The sequence below is a fragment of the Vibrio sp. 10N.261.46.E11 genome, assembly GCF_041472735.1.
Classification (GTDB): domain Bacteria; phylum Pseudomonadota; class Gammaproteobacteria; order Enterobacterales; family Vibrionaceae; genus Vibrio.
On the sequence record NZ_JBFRQW010000047.1, the window covers coordinates 40,248 to 64,769 of the forward strand.

3 protein-coding genes are annotated in these 24,522 nt (G+C 47.0%); 1 reads left to right on the forward strand and 2 read right to left on the reverse strand.

From position 1 onward, the window contains the following. Positions 1-40 precede the first annotated feature (40 nt). The gene (locus tag AB4407_RS15585; RefSeq protein ID WP_372121196.1) at positions 41-937 is read left to right on the forward strand and encodes an RNA polymerase sigma factor RpoD/SigA; all 897 of its coding nucleotides are present in this window, start codon (positions 41-43) and stop codon (positions 935-937) included. 215 nt (positions 938-1,152) lie between these two features. Here AB4407_RS15585 and AB4407_RS15590 read toward each other — a convergent pair whose 3' ends face one another. Continuing rightward, the gene (locus tag AB4407_RS15590) at positions 1,153-1,509 is read right to left on the reverse strand and encodes a hypothetical protein (RefSeq protein WP_372121197.1); all 357 of its coding nucleotides are present in this window, start codon (positions 1,507-1,509) and stop codon (positions 1,153-1,155) included. A 219-nt stretch (positions 1,510-1,728) separates the two neighbouring features. Next, positions 1,729-24,399 (reverse strand): tandem-95 repeat protein, encoded by a 22,671-nt coding sequence (locus AB4407_RS15595; protein ID WP_372121198.1) that lies wholly within the window; start codon positions 24,397-24,399, stop codon positions 1,729-1,731. Positions 24,400-24,522 lie beyond the last annotated feature (123 nt).

A 24,522-nucleotide genomic window follows, 5' to 3' on the forward strand; every position in this document is an offset into this window, starting at 1 on the left:
ATAAAATTAAACGTTCAGTCGGCTAGATAAGGACAAGGAAATGAACAATGACAGTTTTGCTGCGTTTCAGGGGCTCACGGATGACACACCCATTAAAGAATCATTTTCTACCAACGCAGAACCTTATGCTCACTATCTAAAGGATATTGTGGGCATTGATCTATTGTCGCGTGAAGATGAACTTTATTACGCGAAATTGAATCGTGCGGGAGATAAACAAGCGCGCGACGTAATGATCGAATCGAACCTGCGACTTGTTGTAAAAATCGCGAAAAGTTACCTAAAGCGTAAAGGCAACAACTTCACGCTGCTCGACCTTATCGAAGAAGGTAATATCGGTCTGATCAAGGCTATTGATAAATACGATCCAGAACCAGGTTATCGTTTTTCAACCTATGCCGTGTGGTGGATTCGCGAAAACATTGAAGCCGCTTTAATGAACAAAGGACGTACTGTCCGCTTACCTGCTCATGTCTGTAAAGAGATTAATAGCCTTGCCTCAAAGAAGCTCGATGTCAGCAAAAAGATGAGTAAAGAGATCTCAATCTCAGAGCTATCGAACGGCTCAGGCGTAAAAGCTGAACGTGTCGATCAACTGGTCGCATTAAGCGGCTTTATTGACGTAACAACAACCGTAGGCATCAGCCATGCTCCGCTCGTGTTAGAACAATGCGAAAGCGAATACATCCCCGACCCTCAACAAGATTGTGAAGACCAATCATTCACACACGCGCTTGAACAAATCATCAACACACTGCCACCGAAATTACAGAAAGTACTCATCCACCGTTTCGGCTTCTTCGATAACAAAGTAAAAACGTTATCCGAGGTTGGACAAATGTTGGATGTGAATGTGTCGAATGAGCGAGTTAGACAGATGCAGAAAGAAGCAGTCGAGAGAATTCAAAAGCGACTTAAATTCGATGGTTGGGTCTAAGTAATATAGCCACTGTGAAGATCAGCAAACAAGCAAACAAATCTGATCGGCTAGAACGCTGAATAGCTAGATTAGACATTTAAAGAACAATCATAAGGGTAAGCTTTCAAGCTTGCCCTTTTTGTTAGCTCTCTTGAAAGGCTAGAACGGGAAGAAATATTCACACTAGAGTCTATTTTACTGGTTAACAGACTTAGGGAGTTGCAGAGGCGTATTTACTGTCTCAACGAAGTAGTACGTTCGCTACGTAGAATGAGGTAGTTGACATAGGTAGTTTCAAGGCAGTCTTGTTCCCACACAGACAAGATACGCTTGGCTGCGAAGTAATAATCTTTATTCCTCAACAACATCCCAACCGTGCGGCTGAGTTTCTCAAATCGAACTTGATCGCTATAAGAAATATAATCATCTTCACTTTGGATAATCGGTGCTAAACCATCGGCAAACCAATTGTTTAGAATTTCTCGCATCTCCAACTCAGACTCAGGTACATCAACACTCGACAACTCTCGATGCTGAGGTGGTGGCACGATGTATTTGGATGCTTGTGGTGAACTGACATATCGATACATGTCGTCCCTCCTTTTAACTGACTCTTCTAATAATTAAGGACATTTTTATTGGTTCACAAGTTTTAATGCCCAGTTTTTAACAGCAATTTGTCATAGCAAGTAACGAGTAAGACCGCACAAATAAAAAAGCCATGCAAAGCTCGCTCTGCATGGCTTTGATGAGGGAAACATTACGCTGCCCTATCTGTGTGTGGGCTCAAACGAACCCAACCTTTTTGGTTAGATCGAGCTTTGATCGAAGTCGTTGCCTTGATCGGTTCCAGTTTGAGAGTCTGAATCGAAGCTTCCAGAGTCGTCCGTGAAGTCAACACCTTCGTCTTGACCACCCGCACTTGTCCAATCGCTGCCACCAGATTCCATACCGGCCATGTCTGGTTGCTGCTCTTGAGTAGTACCTTGCATGGTGTATTGATCATCAACCTCAACTTCAACAGAGCCACTTGCACCGTCTATTGAGCTACCCAATTCGTCGTAACCTTGGAATTGGATCTCGCTAGTACCTTCGTAACCCTCAGGAAGTTCAACCGATACCGACTGCTCTAAGTTGCCGCTGATTGTGAAGCTACCATCACCATTGTCCAGTGCGTTACTCACTATAGAGCCTTCAGGTAAGCCAGACATTTCAGCGTAATCAACCGATTCGTTACCACTCACCTCATCTGGAATCGAGATAGAGATGGTATCGCCCGGAGCCGCTGTCACGTCAGCAACGCTGTCTTCGGCTTCTGTTTCACTGTCTTGAGCTTGGTCATCAGCTTGTTGTGCGACGTCCACTTGCTGCTCTTCAGTAGCTTGAGCGGCTTGTACTTGTGGTTCATCACTCTGTGCTGAGTCATCGGCTACTTGGATGCTTAAGCTATGGCTTGATACTTCACCACCATCGTTAACGTCGACATTCATCGCTAAGTTGCCGTCGAAGTCTTCGTTTGGCCAGTATGTCCATTCACCCTCACCAGATTCAGCGAAGAAGCCTGCATCGTTCGCGTCTGCAACATCAACAACTTGTGCAGTATCGCTAACGCCCAACTCATCCACCAGCTGAGACTCTGTGATAGTTAGTGAACCATCATCCGCTAAGGCATAACCTTCACTCGCGGCTGTTTCATCGCCACCTTGGATATCCACGTTGAAGAAGCTTTCGATGCGGTTTTCGCCATCGGTCGCTATAAATCCAACTTGTACATCTCCGGTGTAATCTTCAGCAGGTGTGAATTGATAGTTACCTTGGTTATCGCTCTCTATCACGCCCTGACCTTCCATCAAGCTCACTGACTCAATACTCAAGCTATCGCCTTCTGCATCGCTCAGGTTCGCTAGCATATCTTGATCCGTGAACGACAAGGTTGCGTCCGCTGCGATTTCTGTGGTTGTGATGCTGTTCACTTCTGGTGCTGCATTCTCTTGTGAATCGCCCTCTTTCACGACCACGCCAGTCTGCTCATCATGAAGCACGCCATCTTTATCGACCACGTAAGCAATGTCTGCTTCGCCAGTAAAGCCCGGTGCCGGTGTGAACGTCCAAGTGCCATCGCCATTATCGACAATCTCACCTTGGCTGCGGTCTGCTAGATGAACCAGCTTCACTTCATCGTCGCTGTCTGCATCCACATTCTCAGCCAAACCAATTAGGTCGTCCGCGGTAAGGATAATGGAATCACCCGCTACCGTTTCGAAGTCACCAGAATCGATGCCATCTTCGAACGCTTCTGGCTCATCTCCGTAATCGACCGTTGTTGCACTTACAGTTACGAAGAACTCACCATGGAAGTCTTCAGGAGGCGTCATTTGAATATTTGAAATATCCCAGTCGAACAGGTCGATGTATTGACCCGGCTCAGTGATCATCACGGTATTCACACCATCGGTTACTTCGAATCCAACAGGGAAACCTGTCATCACTAGGTTACTTAGCGTTTCTGAATCATCGACTAGACCAACGTTCAGTCCTAAGTGACCCGTTTCATCTTCACCGAAAACTAGAGGACCGTCATGGTCAGTGGTAATCACCGCGCCATCCGCAACAGGACGAACGTATACAGGAACATCGAGAACTGTTTCAAACTCACCGTCACTCACGACAACTTGTAGGTCTGAAACGCCTGCAAAGTCGCCCGTTGGTGTGAATGTCCAAGTACCATCGCCGTTGTCTGTGACTTCTCCACCATCTTCACCGTCGGCGGTGATAATGCGTGAAACCACAAGGTCAGCCGTATCAATGTCACCGAACAAGTTCATCAAGTCGCCAGCATCAAAGGTGAACGCGCCATCTTCGTCTGTGGTCATCATTGCGTTACCGACATTGAATGGAGCGTCGTTAACTGGAATCACATCCACATTCAGCGAGCCATCAACTACTTCTTCACCATCAGTTGCTTGATAACCCAGCTCTACCAAGCCATTGAAGTCTTGAGTAGTCACTAAGTGATACATGCCGTCTGGCTGCTGAGTTAAGGTCGCATTGGCTGGAGCACGAACCGTGATGCTTTCGATGCTGATCTCGTCACCATCTAGATCCGTCACTTGATCCGCAATGTAAGCCGGGTCAATGACCATAACCACATCTTCTTCGCCTTGCATCTCAATGGTCGGCGCTTCAGGGGCGTCATTCACTGGCGTGACATCGATGTTGCCGTCGACTGAGATTGTCTCTTGGCCATCGCTAACGTTAAACGTCATTGGCACATCGCCATTGAAGTTTTCGTTTGGCGTGAATGACCAAGTACCATCTTCGTTGTCTAGCAACTCGCCCAAGCTAGGGTCGATTTGTAGACCAGATGCTGACAGCTCGTCTGCGGTGTTATCAATGTCGGTAGCTTGAGCTAACAACATGTCTTGTGTGATAAGAATGGTGCTGTCTTCGGCTGTGGTTAGTTTCACATCCTCCGACTCAGGTCCATCATTCACAGCCAGAACTTCAATACCCGCCGTTGTTGTCGCTGTTGCACCATCATCGTCGGTTACAACCACATCTAGGCTGATATCACCGTTAAAGTTCTCACTCGGCGTGAAGGTCATAGAACCATCATCGTTTTGAACCAATTCGCCGTCAGAGCCAGTGTAAGTCACGCTTTCAAGCGACACTTCACCATCAACATCTGAGCTGTTCGCAATCAACTGCTCAGGGCTAATGGTAATCGTGCCATCTTCGTTCATTTGGTAAGACGTTGAACCCGCCACTGGTGCGTCATTAATGTCCGTTACGGTCACATCAATATTGGCATCGACTCTCTCAGTGCCATCAGACACTGTGAAGCCAAGGTTTACATCGCCATTGAAGTTCTCGTTAGGAGCAAAACTGTAAGTGCCATCACCGTTATCTGTGAACACACCTTCTGCGCCCGTGTAAGACACATCCGTGATAGACAAGTCATCGCCGTCAATGTCTGCAGCACCTGCCAGTAGGTCTGCATCCGTGAAGATTAGTGTTCCATCTTCCTCAACAGTGAAGCTTTGGTCTTCTGCTGTTGGTAAGTCATTGACTGGGTTAACCGTTAGGTCGACGCCAGCTTGTACCGTTTCAAGGCCATCTGACACATCGAAGCTCAAGTCAATGTCACCGTTGAAATCAGCATCCGGCATGATAGTAAATGAACCATCTTCGTTTGCTGTGACGGTTGCATTGTCACCTGCGAATAGGTTGCTTGCGGTCAGTGCATCACCATCAACATCGGTAGCGTTCGCCAACAACTGTTCTTGAGATAACGTAATTGAACCATCTTCATCAACCGAGTAAGCCACGTTTCCGGCTACTGGTGCATCGTTGACAGCAATCACTTCAATACCAGCGGTAGTTTCAGCCGTTGCGCCATCGTCATCAATAACCGTCACATCAAGACTGATGTCACCGTTAAAGTTTTCATTTGGAGCGAAGGTAACTGAACCATCTTCGTTTTGAACCAAGATACCGTCTGCACCTGAATAGCTCACACTATCAAGTGATACTTCACCATCTACATCTGAGCTGTTCGCAATTAACTGCTCAGGACTCAATGTGATAGTGCCATCTTCGTTCATTTGGTAAGACGTTGCGCCCGCTACTGGTGCATCGTTAACGTCGGTAACTGTGATATCGATATTGGCGTCAGTGGTAGCCGTGCCATCGCTTACTGAGAAGCTTAAATCGACTTCGCCGTTGAAGTTTTCATTTGGAGCGAAAGTGTAAGTACCATCACCATTGTCGGTGAACACACCCTCTGCGCCTGTGTAAGACACATCAGCAACTGAAAGCTCATCACCATCGATATCAGAAGCGCCCGCTAGCAGCTGCTCATCCGTAAAGGTTAGTGAACCGTCTTCTTCAATGGTGTAAGCCACATCCTCAACAACCGCAACATCATTTACCGGATTAACTGTAAGGTCTGCCGTTGCAACAACCGTTTCAGTACCGTCAGACAAGTCGAAGCTTAGGTCAATGTCGCCATTGAAATTAGCATCTGGTGTGATGGTAAATGAACCATCATCGTTTGCCGTTACTGTTGCGTTGTCACCTGCCGTTAAGTTAGCTGCGGTAAGGTCATCGCCATCCACATCTGAAGCTTGAGCCAGCAATTGCTCTTGGCTTAGAGTGATTGAACCATCTTCATCCACGGAGTAAGCCAAGTCGCCAGAGACTGGAGCGTCGTTGACTGCGATAACGTCAATACCCGCCGTCGTTTGAGCGGTTGCACCGTCTTCATCGGCAACAGTCACATTTAGGCTGACATTTCCGTTGAAGTTTTCGTTTGGTGCGAAGCTGTAAGTACCGTCACCATTATCAGTAAAGATACCGTCTGCACCCGAGTAAGAAACGTCACTAACGGATACATCACCTTCAATGTCTGAACTGTTCGCAAGAAGCTGAGCATCAGAGATAATAATCACATTATCTTCATCGACACTGTAGGTCGTTGAACCTGCAACTGGTAGGTCGTTGACGGCAATAACGTCGATGCCTGCCGTTGTTTCAGCCGTTGCGCCATCCTCATCCATAACAGACACATCAAGGCTGATGTCGCCGTTAAAGTTTTCGTTCGGCGAGAAGGTGTAAGTGCCATCACCATTATCCGTGAACACACCGTCTGTGCCGCTGTAGCTAACATCGCTAACAAAGACATCCCCTTCAACGTCTGAGCTGTTCGCCAGAAGTTGTGCATCGCTTAGAGTAATACTGCCATCTTCTTCAACGCTGTAAGATGTTGTGCCTGCGACAGGTACGTCATTGATTGGAACAACCTGAACATCAATGTTTGCCGATACCACATCAGTGCCATCGCTGACATCGTAAGTAAGGTCGACGCTACCATTGAAGTTCTCGTTTGGAGCGAAGGTATAAGTGCCATCGCCGTTATCCGTGAACACACCGTCGGTGCCTTCGTAGTTAACCGATTCAACAGAAAGGTCATCACCATCGATATCCGTTGCACCAGCCAATAACTGATCATCAGTGAAGGTTAACGAGCCATCTTCATTAATGGTGTAGTCATGATCGTAAATAACAGAAAGATCGTTGACTGCTGTTACGGTCACATCTAGTTCCGCTGGAGTCACCCCACCGTTACCATCATCCACGTTGTAGCTAATGGAGAATTCACCGTTGAAGTTCTCTTCCGGCGTAATGGTGTAAGTACCATCACCGTTATCAGTGATTAGCGCGTTATCGATAGAAATGTCACCCACACTTGGTTCGTTACCATCCGTATCACCAGAGTCATCACCTCCATCGCCGGTTAGCAATTCAGAGATATCAATGCCGTTTTCATTAGCAAGCGCTTCTTCTGCTGTTGGTAAATCAAACGCATTTTCACTGCCCACATCTTGGCTTGGAACCACAACGCCGTTCACGATATCAAATACGTGCCAGTGCTCACCCGTTGGATTGTCAGGTAAGTCTGGGGTAAATGTTCCCACCAATGTATCGCCTACAAACACCTGAACTTGCACATCTTCGACACCATCCACATCCCAACTTCTGTCGGTGTAGTTGTGTACTGAATAGTGCATGTCCGCATCTTGGTAGTTCGGAATAGTGATGGTTTCAGGACCACCGCCATTCGTGTCATCAACATCTTGTTGAACAACGTTACCTTCACCAAGATCATGGCTCATGTCGCGGTAGTAGATATGGTCTAGCTCGTTACCATTCTCTGTATCGTAGAGCCATAGGTGGTTATCCATATCACGTGGGCTTTCACCCCAGGTCACAACGATACGCATATCTGTTTCTTCAAGCACTTCAGATATTGCGGTCACACCACCATTCACATCCTCTCCCGCAGGGACAATGAAGCTACTGGTGATTGAGCCTTCTTGTTCAATGGTGACCGTGCCTTGGTCAACGACTGAACCTGTAACAGAGTAGTTTCCTGAATCATCCGTTACTGTGGTGTAGCTATTGCCAGCGCTGTCGGTCAGGGTGACCTCTGCACCAGACACTGGGTTACTGGTTTCAGCATCCAACACGGTACCGGTTACGGTTGTTTCATCACCCGGCTCTCCGATAATTGCAGTCATGTCATCGTCTTCGATGTCAGTTGCGAATTGTAGGAGCTCTTCTTGAGTGATTGTGTATGAACCATCTTCTTCAATGGTAATCGCCACATCGGCAGAAACAATTGGCGCGTCGTTAACTGGGTCAACGGTTAAGCCTAAGTTAGCGGCAATTGGTGTGTCGCCATCGCTGATGCTGTAGGCAACATCGATGTAGCCATTGAAGTTCTCGCTTGGAGTGATTGAGAACGTGCCATCGCCGTTATCGACAATCGATGCATCGTCACCCACTAAGGTTAAGTCGGAAGCGACAAGGTCATCGCCCTCAATATCAGCGGCATTCGCAAGTAACTGCTCCTGCGTGATAGTGATGGTGTTGTCTTCATCAACGTTGGCATAAACATCATCGCTGGTTGGTAGGTCATTGATTGGGTTAACCGTTAGATCGGCGTTCGCCACAATCGATTCGGTACCATCAGAGATGTCAAAGCTTAGGTCGATGTTGCCGTTGAAGTCAGCATCTGGTGTCACCGTAAAGGTACCGTCGCCATTATCAACAACAGTCGCGTTATCACCTGCACTTAGGTTGCTTGCCGTTAGGTCATCACCATCGACATCCGATGCTTGAGATAGCAATTGCTCTTGAGTCAGAGTAATCGAGCCATCTTCATCAATGCCGTACGCCAAGTCGCCAGATACTGGTGGATCATTAATTGGCAGAACATCAATGCTTGCCGTTGTGGCTGTCGTTGCACCGTCCTCATCAGTCACCACTACATCAAGGCTGACATCACCGTCGAAGTTAGCGTTCGGTGCGAAGCTGAACGTACCGTCACCATTATCAGTAAAGATACCGTCTGAACCGGTGTAGTTAACGCTATCAATCGCCACTTCGCCTTCAATATCAGAAGCGTTCGCCAACAGTTGCTCGGCACTGATAGTGATAACTTCATCTTCGTTGACTGAGTAGCTGGTTGAGCCTGCGATTGGCGGATCGTTCACCTCAAGTACGGTGATTCCCGCTGTGGTCGCTTCTGTTGCCCCTTCTTCATCGGTCACAACAACCGCTAAGCTTACTTCGCCATTGAAGTTCTCGTTTGGTGAGAAGGTATACGTGCCGTCACCGTTGTCTTCAAACACACCGTCTGTGCCAGAGTAAGTCACACTGTCGACGGCAACCTCACCTTCGATATCCGAAGAGTTAGCTAATAGCTGTTCATTACTGATCGTGATTGAGTTGTCTTCATGAACGGTGTAAGACGTGCTACCCGCCACTGGTGGATCGTTCTCTGGCGTCACACTCACATCAATGTTGGCTTGAACCATATCTGTGCCATCTGACACATCAAAGCTGAAGCTCACATCACCATTGAAGTTCTCGTTTGGCGCAAAGCTGTAGCTTCCGTCGCCATTATCAGTAAGAACGCCATCAGCACCCGTGTATGTCACACCTTCTACCGTCAGGTCATCACCTTCAACATCCGTTGCACCTGTTAACAGGTCAGCGTCAGTGAAGTTAAGAACGCCATCTTCACCAATAGTGAATGCTTGGTCTTGTGGCTCTGGCGCGTCATTGACTGGTGTTACCGTCAAGTCTAGGCCAGCAGCGACCATCTCTTCCCCATCGGTGACATCGTAACTAAATTCAATATTACCGTTGAAGTTTTCACTCGGAGTAATGGTGAAGCTGCCATCGTCGTTCATTTCAACGGTCGCATTTTCGTCATTAGTGGTTAGATTGATTGCGGATAGGTCATCACCATCAATATCGACAGCGTGCTCTAGCAACTGCTCTTGAGTTAGCGTGATACTATTGTCTTCGGCCGTAACGGCACTGATATCACCATCAACTTCTGGAGCATCATTCGCTGGCGAGATGTGAATCGTCACATCTTGTGTTGCCGTTGCGGTGGTGCCCGTATCAACATCAGTCGATGTCGCATTCACGGTTAGAACCACATCACCATTGAAGTCACCTGAAGGGATAAACTCTAGCCCTTCTAGCTCGCCTGGTTGCAATGACCATGTGCCATCACCGTTATCGGTACCTGCAGAAAGCGAACTTCCTTCCGGTACATCTTCAATCAAGATAGCGAGATTTTCTGAACCATCGGTATCCGTTAATGCAGCATCAATATCCAGCGGTACTGGCGTGTCTTCAGTACCAATGATTTGGTAATCCGCGTCTGACACTGAGATTTCGATGTTGTCGATACCAAACGACTCGTCATTGACGCTTTGATTCAGGGTTGAACCGAAGCCAAGTTCAAGTTGGCCGTCTTCGACGGGTACCGTTAGGTTGATTTGGTGTGCTTGGTCATTCCAACCACTGAAGCCCTCACCTTGCGATGCGCCGTGAATCACTTCGCCGACTTCATTACCTTCTGAGTCGTAAAGCGTTGTTGTGCCATCTTGAGTTTGGAACGCTGAATTATCTAATGTAGTTAGCTCTTCGCCACCAACAAAGATTTGGAACAACTCACCATCCCAAGAGTCGATTTCGTAGAAGCTAAACGAGATATTAACTTCGCTCACATCACTTGGAATGTCGTAAGTTTTGCTGACTGCTTCATCGCTACCAGTACCACCAATACGACCTAGCATGTCACCTGATTCGAAGCCTTGTGAGCTTTCAGTGCCTGTATTCCAGCCGTTTGAGCCAGACTCGAAGTTGTCTGAAGCAATCACCAAGTCAGACGCAATCGACAGCTCTGGCATATCAACCACAGATTGAACATCAATCGTCGCTTCTGCTGGTACTATCGCTGTGCCGTCATTCACATCGAAGGTCACATTTACATTGCCATCGAAGTTTTCATTCGGAGCAAATGTGTAAGTACCGTCGCCGTTATCAACCAAAGTACCGCTATCAGAAGCGACATTTTCGACCGACAGGTTGTCGCCATCAATATCGCCTGCGTTTTGCAGAAGCTGTTCTTCAGTGAAGGTAAAGCTGGTGTCTTCTTGAGTCACAAACTGTGGCTCACCGACTGTTGGCAGATCGTTGACTGGGTTAACCGTTAGGTCAGCCGTTGCTTGAAGCGTCGCATCACCATCGGTAATATCGAAGTTCAAATCAATGTCGCCATTGAAGTTCGCATCTGGTGTGATAGTAAAGCTACCGTCATCGTTTGCAGTGACGGTCGCATCACCACCAACGGTTAGGTTAGCCGCTGTTAAGTCATCGCCGTCAACATCGCTCGCTTGAGCAAGTAATTGCTCTTGGCTCAAGGTAATTGAACCATCTTCGTCCACGCTGTACGCCAAGTCGCCCGATACCGGAGCATCGTTAACAGGCAGAACATCAATGCTTGCGTTGGTCGCTACAGTTGCACCATCTTCATCAGTAACGACAACATCCAGGCTTACATCACCATCGAAGTTCGCGTTTGGTGCGAAGCTAAATGTGCCATCACCATTGTCGGTAAAGATACCGTCGGAGCCTGTGTAGTTAACGCTATCAATCGCCACTTCACCTTCAATATCAGAAGCATTCGCCAACAGTTGCTCTGAACTAATGGTGATAACTTCGTCTTCGTTGACTGAGTAGCTGGTTGAGCCTGCGATTGGTGGATCGTTCACCTCAAGAACAGTAATACCCGCGGTGGTCGCTTCGGTTGCCCCTTCCTCATCGGTAACGACAACATCCAGGCTAACTTCACCGTTGAAGTTTTCGTTTGGTGAGAAGGTGTAAGTACCGTCACCGTTGTCTTCAAAGACACCATCAGCGCCAGTGTAAGTCACGCTATCGACTGCCACTTCACCTTCAATGTCTGAAGAGTTAGCGAGTAACTGTTCGTCGCTAATTGTGATTGAGTTGTCTTCATGAACTGTGTAAGACGTGCTCCCCGCAACAGGCGGATCGTTCTCTGGTGTCACGCTGACATCAATGTTGGCTTGAACCGTATCCGTGCCATCTGACACATCAAAACTGAAGTTCACATCACCATTGAAGTTCTCGTTTGGCGCAAAGCTGTAGCTTCCGTCGCCATTGTCAGTAAGAACACCGTCGGCGCCAGTGTAAGTCACACCTTCAACCGATAGGTCATCCCCATCGATATCGGTAGCACCTGTTAGCAAGTCTTCATCTGTGAAGTTCAAGATGCCGTCTTCGCCAATGCTGAACGTTTGATCTTGTGGTTGTGGAAGGTCATTAACTGGATTAACGGTGAGGTCAGCCGTCGCAACCAGCGTATCGGTACCGTCGCTAATGTCGAACGTGAGATCAATGTCGCCATTGAAGTTCGCATCTGGCGTAATGGTAAAGCTACCATCATCATTAGCAACAACTGTCGCGTCTCCATCAACAATTAAGTTAGAAGCAGTAAGGTCGTCTCCGTCTACATCGCTAGCTTGAGAAAGAAGTTGCTCTTGGCTCAAGGTAATCGAACCATCTTCCTCTACGCTGTATGCCAAGTCTCCTGATACTGGAACATCATTGATTGGTAGGACATCAACCGTAATATGAGTATCAACTTGAGCGCCGTCTTCATCTTGAATGGTCACATCCAACTGCACTTGGCCGTTGAAGTTTTCATTCGGTGCAAAGCTACATGTGCCGTCACCATTGATTGAGAAGATTCCGTCTGGGCCGTCGTAGTTGATCTCAACAAGTTGTACGTCACTTTCAATATCAGAGGCGTTCAGCAGAACTTGAGACTCATTAAAGGTCAGTACCGAGTCTTCATCGATAGTATAAGACGTTGGGCCAGCAACTGGCGGATCGTTCACTTCTAGAACCGTAATGCCCGCAGTCGTCGATACGGCTGCATCGTCTTCATCCACAACAACCACATCAAGGCTAACTTCGCCATTGAAGTTCTCGTTTGGAGAGAAGGTATATGTGCCGTCACCGTTGATTTCTAGAACACCGTCACTGCCACTATAGGTAACACTATCAATCGCTACTTCACCTTCAATATCTGAAGAGTTCGCTAGCAATTGTTCGTTACTGATCGTGATGGAGTTGTCTTCATGAACCGTGTAAGACGTGCTACCCGCCACTGGAGGATCATTCTCTGGCGTCACGCTGACATCAATGTTAGCGGTTACCGTATCGGTACCATCTGATACATTGAACGAGAAGTTTACATCTCCATTGAAGTTTTCGTTTGGCGCGAAGCTGTATGTACCATCGCCACTATCGGTTAGAACACCATCTGCGCCAGTGTAAGTCACACCTTCAACGCTTAGGTCGTCCCCTTCAATGTCCGTCGCACCTGTTAATAGGTCTTGGTCATTGAAGGTTAATACACCATCTTCATTGACTGTGAATGCTTGGTCTTGTGCTTCTGGACCATCGTTCACTGGTGAAACTGTTAGCTCTAGGTTGGTAGAGACAACATCATCGCCATCAGACACATCAAACGTAAAGCTAACATCGCCATTGAAGTCAGCATCTGGCGTTAATGTGTAAGTACCATCCCCGTTATCTGTGATAGTTACGCTGTCGTCATCAGTCGCTAAGTTAAGCGCTGTTAGTTGGTCGCCATCTAAATCACGAGCATTAGCTAACAAGTCTTCTTGCGTAATGATGATAGAACCATCTTCTTCCACTGTTGCTGCAACAGGAAGTGCTTCAGGTGCATGCTCAATGTGTGCGCCTGTCGCGTTAATGTAAATGGTTTGGGAAACCGTTTCAGAATCATCATTCGATAACTCTGTCGCAGTTGCGGTTACATGAACTTCAAGCTGCTCATTGAAGTCTTCTGGTAACTGGATCTGTAGAGCATTTTCGATAGCCGTTGTTGGTAAGTTCACCGTACCATCAGGACCAACCGTCACTTCACCACTGTAGATTTGGCTGTTCACTTCACCCACATCGATTGTGAAATTGAAGTCTGAATAGTCAGCATCACCGCCGCCATACAAATCTTCAAATCCGTAAACGAGCTCGCCATCTTCATTAACCGTCGTGCGAGTATGCTCGATACCATCTTGGTTTAGCTGAGAGCTTGAACCACCATGGAAGATCGCATCGCCATTCTGCCCTTGAACTACGGTTTCAGTGCCATCGGCAGCAACAAATACAAGTTGAGGATCAACCGTATCCATGTTCGCAGGTGAACCATCCTCAGCACGGAACTCGTACTGACCGTCTTGCATCGCGTCAAAGTCATTGTGCTGATGTCCGTTTGGAATCAAGAACAGATTGAAACTTTCACCTTCTTCAACTTGGAAGCTGAACTGGTCTTGTCCTGGAACAAGGTCACCGCCGCCACCAACTTGTGACGCGTTTTCGTAAACAACTTCAACACCCGTGATATTACCGTCTTCATCGACTTTGTAGTAACCCGCTGCGTTTTGGTAACCTGCCGTTTCACCTTCAAACGTTACTGTAATTTCTGTGTCGTTGTAACTGGTGATGCCGTTCTCTTGGTCATTCAGAACGCCTTCGTTATCGTATTGAATAACCGAACCTTCTGGCACACCATCAACCGTTACCGTCAGTGTTTCTGATAGATCTTGGTCTACCAGTGCCGCCGCAATATTAAGCTCAACAATGCCGCCTGGCTCAACCAAAATAGCTTGGTCATCAACGTTAACGCCGTCGCCATCGGTTATCACAAGATCCGGCGCATCCGCGACCGCTTCAATATGAACGTTAAGGTCTTGTTCTACCTCGTCAGTGCCGTCGGTAACCGTAAAGCTGAACTGTAGGTCACCACTAAAGTGCTCTTCAGGAACGAAGCTAAACGTGCCATCGCCGTTATCGGTTACCGTGCCTTCATCGCCAGAGTAATTAATGCTAGTAACGCTGAGGTCATCGCCATCAATATCAATCGCACCGCTCAATAGATCTTCTTGAGTGAACAGGATGCTGCCATCCTCTTCGATGTGGTACATGCCTGGAGCAACAATTGGAATGTCATTCACCGGATTCACGGTCAATGTCATGTCATTGGTGGTACTGAGTTCACCATCACTTACTTCATACGTGAATGCGATATCACCATTGAAGTTTTCCGAAGGTGTTACTGTGTAAGTACCATCGCCATTGTCTACGATACTTGCATTCAGATCGTTGGTTTCTAGCGCGCTCGCAAACAGTTCATCACCATCTTGGTCACTCGCGTTCTCCAGCAACATCGCTTGTGTAACGAGAATTGAACCATCTTCGTCGACATCCGCAACCATTGGTGTTGCTTCTGGCGCATCATTAACGAACTCAACTTTTAGGTCGATGTTTGCAGCCACCACGTCGGTGCCGTCACTCACATCAAACGTTAAGTCAACATTGCCGAAGAAGCCCTGCTCTGGCGTTAATGTGTATGTGCCATCACCATTGTCTGTCACATCTACCGTATCACTCGCACTTGTCACGTTCAGTACGGAAAGCTCATCACCTTCAACATCTGTCGCTTGTGCTAATAGTTCAGCTTCTGTAATGGTGATCGCTTGACCATCTTCCGTTGTGAAAGACATGTCTGGAACGTCTGGTGCATCATTGATTGGGTTTACGGTTAGGTTAAGGTCAGCTGCAACAGTTTCGATCGCGTCAGTGACATCGTAAGTAAATTCAATCTCACCAAAGAAATCAGCACTTGGTGTAATCGTGAAGCTACCGTCTGGGTTTTCTACAACAACCGCATTTGGATCGTTGGTCGCAAAGTTAACCGCTTCAAGGTTATCGCCATCAACATCCGTTGCATTCGCTAACAGATCCTCTTGAGTGATAGTGATTGAACCATCTTCATCAACAGCGGCTTCAATTGGACCGCTCACTTCAGGGCCTTCGTTGACAATTTCAACGTCTACTCTTGCAGTACTTGGTGCGCTTGCTTGACCGTCACTGATATCGAAGGTCAGGTTCACTTCACCGTAGAAGTCCTCTGCAGGTTCGAAGGTAAAGGTATTATCACCATTATCCGTTAACGTACCTTGTGTTTGGTCTGCAAGTAATAGGTTTTCGACATGAAGAATGTCACCATCAACATCGGTCGCGCCAGACAATAGGTCTTTCGCTTCGATGATCATAGAGCCATTTTCAAGCATTTGGGTGTGCAATGGTTCGCCAGGAACTGGCACATCATTGACTGGTACAACCGTTAGGTCTAGATGCGTTGCAACTTCATCAGTACCATCAAACACCTTGTAGTCGATGTCGATTTCACCATTGAAGTTTTCATTCGGCATGAAGGTAAATGTACCATCACCATTGTCAACTAAATCACCGTCATCACCACCGTAAGTGATGTCAGAAATAGACAGCGCATCGCCTTCTACATCTGTAGTGTTCGACAGTAAATCATCAGCACCGAACGTAATACCTTGGTCTTCGTCTGTCGATAGAACCATTGGACCAGAAACGATTGGCGCATCATTAACCGACTCAAAGTTGATGTTAATGATGTTGTCATCAGTCAGTTCACCATCAGAAACTTGGTAACCCAGCTCAATTTCACCATAGAAGTTTTCATCTGGTGTCACCGTCCAAGTACCATCACCGTTGTCAGTCAGTGTTGCATGCTCTGAGTTTTCACCCACCAGCTCAAGATTTTGAATATCAAGATCATCGCCATCGATATCTGATGCTTGTGCCAGTAACTGTTCTTCTGTAATCACAACAGAAGCAAATTGAGCAGAACCTTCAGTATCGATAGTGATATTAGGAAGATCAGCCGTTAGCTCAATTTCGTTGTCACCCGCGTGGATGTTCAACTCAACCGTTTCGGTAATTTCTGAACCGTCTACACCAATCGATGTGAACACGGCTTCATCATGACAAGTTTGTGATACGGTCATATTTTGAACAACATAAGTACCATTTCCTTGAACTGTGCCGAGTTCAAAGTAAGACACTGGTTGGTCAACGGTTAACGTGTAATCCGTCTCGAAAGTACCGCGGTCTTCTTTGTGGTAAGTCATGGAGTCAATCATGTCGCCATCTTCATTGAAGGCGCGAATTTCGACTTCAGTAAAGTGACGTGACTCTTCCATGAACCAACCGCCCAAACCATCTAGGTGGAAGCTGATTTCATTGATGTCTTGACCTTCAACCGAGATAGTCAGTTTTTCATCACCACTCAAGCCTTGACGGTCGGTATCACCGATACCATGACCAATGTGGGTATTACCATTCCACGCCCCAAGCGGATCGTCGTTACTTTGAACCGTGACGGTTAGGTCGCCATCCGAGAACTCACGAGTGTAAGGGTCAACTTCTGTACCCCAATCGTCTACGCTAGCGTTATCGTCGAAGGTACCAATTTGTGTGGTATGCGTGCCTTCAGCTAAAGCGTCTTCACTTGGTACAAAGCGTACTTCTGTATCGGCAGGAACTTCTTGCCCAACTTCCAGAACCACCCACTCATTATCAAGATTGGCTTCAATGATGCCGTTTTCTGGCGCTTGGTCTAAACGTAGTGCAGGTTCTTCACGAAGCGTCACACCAACCGTTTGATCTTCTTGCGCTTGGATGAAGATCTCTTCGCCCGCTTCTGGCGCATCATTAACTGGATTAACCGTTAGATCGAGTGTCGTTAGAACTTCATTCTCACCATCACTGATGTTGTATGTGAAGTCCAACTCGCCATTGAAGTTTTCTGTGTGCGTGATAGTGAATGAGCCATCGTCATTCGCAACGATCGTCGCGTCAGGATCGTTGGTTTGTAGGTTAGTTGCCGTTAACTCATCACCTTCAACGTCGGTCGCATTCGCAAGTAACTGATCTTGAGTAATAGTGATTGAATTATCTTCGTCAACTTCAGCCTGAATGCCCGAAGTTTCAGGTACATCATTCACAGCAATAACATCAATGCCTGCTGTGGTAGTTGCCGTAGCGCCATCTTCGTCGACGACCTCAACATCCAATGAGATGTCACCATCGAAGTTTTCATTTGGCGTGAAGGTGTATGTGCCATTACCGTTATCAACAAACGAACCATCATCACCAGTGTAACTAACACTTGATAGTGAAACATCGCCTTCAACATCAGAAGAATTCGCTAATAGCTGCTCATCACTGATCGTAATTTGGCCATCTTCTTGAACTGTGTACGATGTTGAGCCCGCAACTGGCGGATCGTTTTCTGGCGTTACGCTAACATCGATAACCGCAGCCGTTGAATCGGTGCCATCAGAAACGTCGAATGAGAATTGTACATCACCATTGAAGTTCTCGTTTGGTGCAAAGCTGTAAGTACCGTCACCGTTGTCACTCAGAACACCGTCTGCACCTGTGTAAAGTACATTTTCAATCGACAGCTCATCACCATCAATATCCGATGCTCCAGCAAGTAGGTCTTCATCGGTAAACAGTAAGGTGCCATCTTCTTCAATTGTGAACTGTTGATCTTGCGCTTGTGGCAAGTCGTTCAGTGGATTGACAGTGATATCGAGACCAACTTGAACCTCACCACCATCGTTATCGATGATATCGAAGCTTAGGTCTAGGTCGCCGTTGTAATCAGCGTCTGGTGTAATGGTGTAGCTGCCATCCTCGTTTTGTTGAATGGTCGCGTTTTCATCCGTCGATAGATTAATCGCTTCTAGATTATCGCTATCGATGTCACCCGCTCGTGCTAACAATTGATCTTGTGTCAGCGTGATTGAGCTGTCTTCGTTAATCGTGTAAGCCAGATCACCAGATACCGGTGGATCGTTGATTGGCAATACATCAACATTGATGTGCGTTTCAACCGTAGCGCCACTTTCATCTTGAATAGTCACATCAAGTTGAACCTGACCATTGAAGTTTTCATTTGGCGCGAAACTGCATGTTCCATCACCATTGACGGTGAAGATACCGCCCGACCCGTCGTAGTTGATACCGACAAGCTCAACGTCACCTTCAACGTCTGAGGCATTCACAAGAATCTGAGATTCGCTGAACGTTAGAACTGAATCTTCATCAATGGTGTAAGACGTTGGCCCTGCAACAGGTGGATCGTTCACTTCAAGAACGGTAATGCCTGCTGTGGTTTCATCAATTGCACCCTCTTCATCTGCAACAATCACATCAAGGCTAATGTCACCGCTGAAGTTTTCATTAGGAAGGAAGGTGTAACTGCCGTCGCCGTTATCTTGGAAAACACCATCAGTGCCGCTGTAGGTCACGCTATCGACCGACACCGCACCTTCAATATCCGAAGAGTTAGCTAATAATTGCTCATCAGAAATGGTAATCGCATTGTCTTCGTTCACCATGTACGAAGTGGAACCCGCAACTGGCGGATCATTCTCAGGCGTCACGCTCACATCAATGTTTGCGCTAACCGTTTCTGTGCCATCAGAGACATCGAAACTGAAGTTCACATCACCATTGAAGTTCTCGTTTGGTGCAAAGGTATAAGTACCATCACCATGGTCTGTTAATACACCGTCACCACCTGTGTAGCTGATGCCTTCTACGGTGAGGTCATCGCCATCAATATCGGTGGCACCTGCAAGCAGGTCAGCGTCAGTGAATTGCAGCGTACCGTCTTCTTCAATGCTGAATTGTTGGTCTTGAGGAGCCGGTAAGTCATTAACAGGATTAACGGTTAAATCCGCAGTAGCTTGAACCGTGTCAGTGCCATCTGTGATGTTGAATTGGATATCAACGTCACCATTAAAGTTCGTATCTGGAACAATGGTGAAGCTACCATCATCATTAGCGGTTACCGTTGCGTTACCATCAACCGTTAGGTCGCTCGCCGTTAGGTCATCGCCCTCAACATCAGATGCTTGAGACAGTAGTTGTTCTTGACTCAAGGTGATTGAACCATCCTCATTAACGTTGTAAGCCAAATCACCCGAGACTGGTGCATCGTTAATTGGCAGAACATCCACGTTAATGACGGTATCAACTTCTGCACCATCTTCATCACGAATGGTCACATCAAGTTGAACTTGGCCATTAAAGTTCTCATTCGGAGCGAAGCTGCAAGTGCCGTCACCATTTACCGAGAAGATACCGTCAGGGCCGTTGTAATTAATACCAACAAGCTCAACATCCCCTTCTACATCAGAAGCATGCAGTAGCACTTGTGACTCACTGAAGGTCAGTACTGAGTCTTCATCAATGGTGTAAGACGTTGGGCCAGCAACTGGCGGATCGTTCACTTCAAGTACGGTGATACCCGCAGTTGTCGCATCGGTTGCACCTTCTTCATCGGCAACCACGACATCTAGGGCAATTTCACCATTGAAGTTCTCGTTTGGCGAGAAGGTGTAAGTACCGTTACCGTTGATTTCAAGGACACCATCACTACCCGAGTAAGTTACGCTGTCTATCGATACATCACCTTCAATATCTGAAGATGTTGCCAATAGTTGTGCATCAGAAATGGTAATCGAATTGTCTTCATTAACTGTGTAAGACGTAGAGCCAGCAACTGGCGGATCGTTCTCTGGAGTCACGCTAACATCAATGTTTGCAGACACCGTATCGGTGCCGTCTGAAACATCGAAGCTAAAGTTCACGTCGCCATTGAAGTTTTCATTGGGCGCAAAGCTGTATGAGCCGTCACCATGGTCTGTCAGTACCCCATCAGTCCCTTCATAACTGATGCCTTCTACCGTCAAATCATCACCTTCAATATCGGTTGCACCGGTTAGCAGATCTGCATCAGTAAACTGCAGCGTACCGTCTTCTTCAACACTGAACTGTTGATCTTGAGGAACTGGCAGGTCATTGATTGGGTTAACAGTTAAATCGGCAGAAACTTGAACCGTATTCGTGCCATCTGAGATATCAAAGCTGATATCGATATCGCCATTGAAGTTCTCATCGGGCGTGATAGTAAAGCTGCCATCGTCGTTTTGAGTAACTGTCGCATCGCCACCAACCGTTAGGCCACTAGCAGTTAGATCATCGCCTTCTACATCAGATGCTTGAGAAAGTAATTGCTCTTGGCTTAAACGAATCGAACCGTCTTCATCGACTGAGTAAGCAAGGTCGCCAGATACTGGTGCATCATCAACCGCTGTGACGCTTACATCGATGTTTGCCGCTACCGTATCAGTACCGTCTGATACATCGAAGTTGAAGTTTACGTCACCATTGAAATTTTCATTCGGAGCAAAGGTATATGTGCCATTACCGTTATCAGTAAGAATACCGTCGCCGCCATCGTAGGTCACACCTTCAACCGTAAGGTTGTCACCTTCAATGTCTGTCGCGCCTGTTAATAGATCAGCGTCAGTGAAGATAAGTGTGCCGTCTTCTTCAACACTGAATTGTTGATCTTGAGGAACTGGCAGGTCATTGATTGGGTTAACGGTTAAATCTGCAGAGGCTTGAACTGTATTGGTGCCATCTGAGATATCAAAGCTGATATCAATGTCGCCATTGAAGTTCTCGTCTGGCGTGATGGTAAAACTTCCATCGTCGTTCTGAGTAACGGTTGCATCGCCGCCAACCGTTAAGCCACTAGCAGTTAGGTCATCGCCTTCCACGTCAGAAGCTTGAGAAAGCAGTTGTTCTTGGCTTAGGCGAATAGAACCGTCTTCGTCCACTGAGTAAGCAAGGTCGCCAGATACTGGTGCATCATCAACCGCTGTTACGCTTACATCGATGTTTGCCGCTACCGTATCGGTACCGTCTGATACATCGAAGCTGAAGTTGACGTCGCCGTTGAAATTTTCATTTGGCGCAAAAGTGTACGTACCATTACCATTGTCGGTAAGAATACCGTCGCCGCCATCGTAGGTCACACCTTCAACCGTAAGGTTATCACCTTCAATATCGGTTGCACCCGTTAGGAGGTCTGCATCTGTAAAGATGAGCGTGCCGTCTTCTTCAACACTAAATTGTTGATTTTGAGGAACTGGAAGGTCGTTAATTGGATTTACGGTTAGGTCGGCAGACGCTTGAACCGTATTGGTGCCATCGGAGATATCGAAGCTGATATCGATGTCACCATTGAAGTTCTCATCTGGCGTGATGGTAAAGCTGCCATCTTCGTTCTGAGTAACTGTTGCATCACCATCAACCGTTAGGCTACTAGCTGTTAGGTCATCACCTTCCACATCGGATGCTTGAGACAGCAGTTGCTCTTGGCTTAGACGAATCGAACCGTCTTCATCTACTGAGTAAGCTAAATCACCAGAAACTGGCGCATCATCAACCGCAGTTACGCTAACATCGATGTTCGCTGAGACTGTATCGGTGCCGTCAGACACATCGAAGCTGAAGTTTACGTCGCCATTGAAGTTCTCGTTTGGCGCGAATGTATATGTGCCATTACCGTTGTCGGTGAGAACGCCGTCGCCGCCATCGTAGGTAACACCTTCAACTGAAAGGTTGTCGCCTTCAATGTCTGTCGCACCTGTTAGCAGATCTGCATCTGTAAAGATGAGCGTGCCGTCTTCTTCAACACTGAATTGTTGATCTTGAGGAACTGGCAAGTCATTGATTGGGTTAACGGTTAGGTCAGCAGATGCTTGAACCGTATTGGTGCCATCTGAGATATCAAAGCTGATATCGATATCGCCATTGAAGTTCTCATCTGGCGTAATGGTAAAGCTGCCATCGTCGTTTTGAGTAACCGTCGCATCACCATCAACCGTTAGGCTACTAGCCGTTAGGTCATCGCCTTCAACATCTGATGCTTGCGACAGCAGTTGCTCTTGGCTCAGACGAATCGAACCGTCTTCATCTACCGAGTAAGCTAAATCACCCGACACTGGCGCATCATCAACCGCGGTAACGCTTACATCGATGTTCGCAGAGACTGTATCGGTACCGTCAGACACATCGAAGCTGAAGTTGACGTCACCATTGAAGTTCTCGTTTGGCGCAAAAGTGTAAGTACCATTACCGTTGTCGGTAAGAATACCGTCACCACCATCGTAGGTAACACCTTCAACGGAAAGGTTGTCGCCTTCAATGTCTGTGGCACCTGTTAGCAGGTCTGCGTCCGTAAAGATTAGCGTACCGTCTTCCTCAACACTGAATTGTTGATCTTGAGGAACTGGCAAGTCGTTGATTGGATTAACTGTTAGGTCAGCAGATGCTTGAACCGTATTCGTACCATCTGAGATATCGAAGCTGATATCGATGTCGCCGTTAAAGTTCTCATCTGGCGTAATGGTAAAGCTGCCGTCTTCGTTTTGAGTTACCGTTGCATCACCATCAACCGTTAGGCTGCTTGCAGTCAGATCATCGCCTTCAACATCAGATGCTTGCGACAGCAGTTGCTCTTGGCTTAAACGAATCGAACCATCTTCATCTACTGAGTAAGCTAAGTCACCAGACACTGGCACATCATCAACCGCAGTTACGCTTACATCGATGTTCGCAGAGACTGTATCGGTACCGTCAGACACATCGAAGCTGAAGTTAACGTCGCCATTAAAGTTTTCATTTGGCGCAAAGGTGTACGTGCCATTACCGTTGTCGGTAAGAATACCGTCACCGCCATCATAGGTAACACCTTCAACCGTTAGGTTGTCACCATCAATGTCTGTCGCACCAGAAAGAAGGTCAGCGTCGGTGAATACAAAAGTTCCGTCTTCATCGATTTCAAACGTTTTATCTTCAGGAACAGGCGCATCATTAATCGGACGTACCGTTAAATCAATTGCGCTACTAATCGTTTCTTGGCCGTCACTGATGTCGAAAGTAAGGTCAAGTTCACCATTAAAGTCAGCTGAAGGAACAACGGTGAAAGTACCATCACCATTGTCTTGAACTGTTGCATCAGCAGCAACTTGAACGTTTGAAGCAACCAGCTCATCACCATCAACATCACTTGCGTATTCGAGTAATTGTTCTTGAGTGAATGTGATGGAGCCATCTTCATCCATGATGTAAGCCAGATCTTGTTCCGCTTCTGGCGCATCATTTTCACTTTCTACTTTGATTTTGAACGTTTCACTTACCGTCTCTGAATCAAAGTCATCTTCTACTTCATTGATGGTCTCTTCGTCCGAAGCTTGAACATCAACGGCGAATGTCTCTTCAACCGTTTGTGAATCTAAATCATCGCCCACTGGTTGTTCGTCAGAGCCAGAAGAATCCGCACTAGGTGCAGCTGACGTTCTCGCTGCTTGGCCCTGCTCTTCATTACCTTCGGCATCTGAACCACCTTCAGAAGCGGTACTCTCGCCACCACCTACAGCTTGTGCACCGGCACCTGAACCGCCGCCACTGCCAGTTGCATCACCTGCACCAGCGTCCGAAGTGGCACTGTCTACAACGTTTGATTGAGCAGCATCTGAATCACCACCACTTTCTGGAGTTTCCTCTTGAACCGCACCACCTGAAGCCGCTGCTTCTTCTGAATTACCAGCGCCACTTGGATTGTCTTCTAACGCTTGGTTAATTTCGTCTGCTGCGTCGGTGTTTTCAGCACCCGTCGCTATCGTAGTCGCAATCGTATTCTGTTGATTTTGTTGATTCTGCTGTTGGGAGGGTGTACCCGCGTCGTTCGTGTCCGTTTGTTCTACCGCGTCATTTAGATCTTCATTTTGATTGTTTTGGTTATTTTCGCCTGCCATTACAGCCTCCGTTGCTACTAGCTAACTGATCGTATTTAGAGGCATTAAAGGACACCATTTTGGAAAACCAAGTTTTTATACAACATTTTTCATATTTTTATTTTTGTGCATAAATAATCAAAA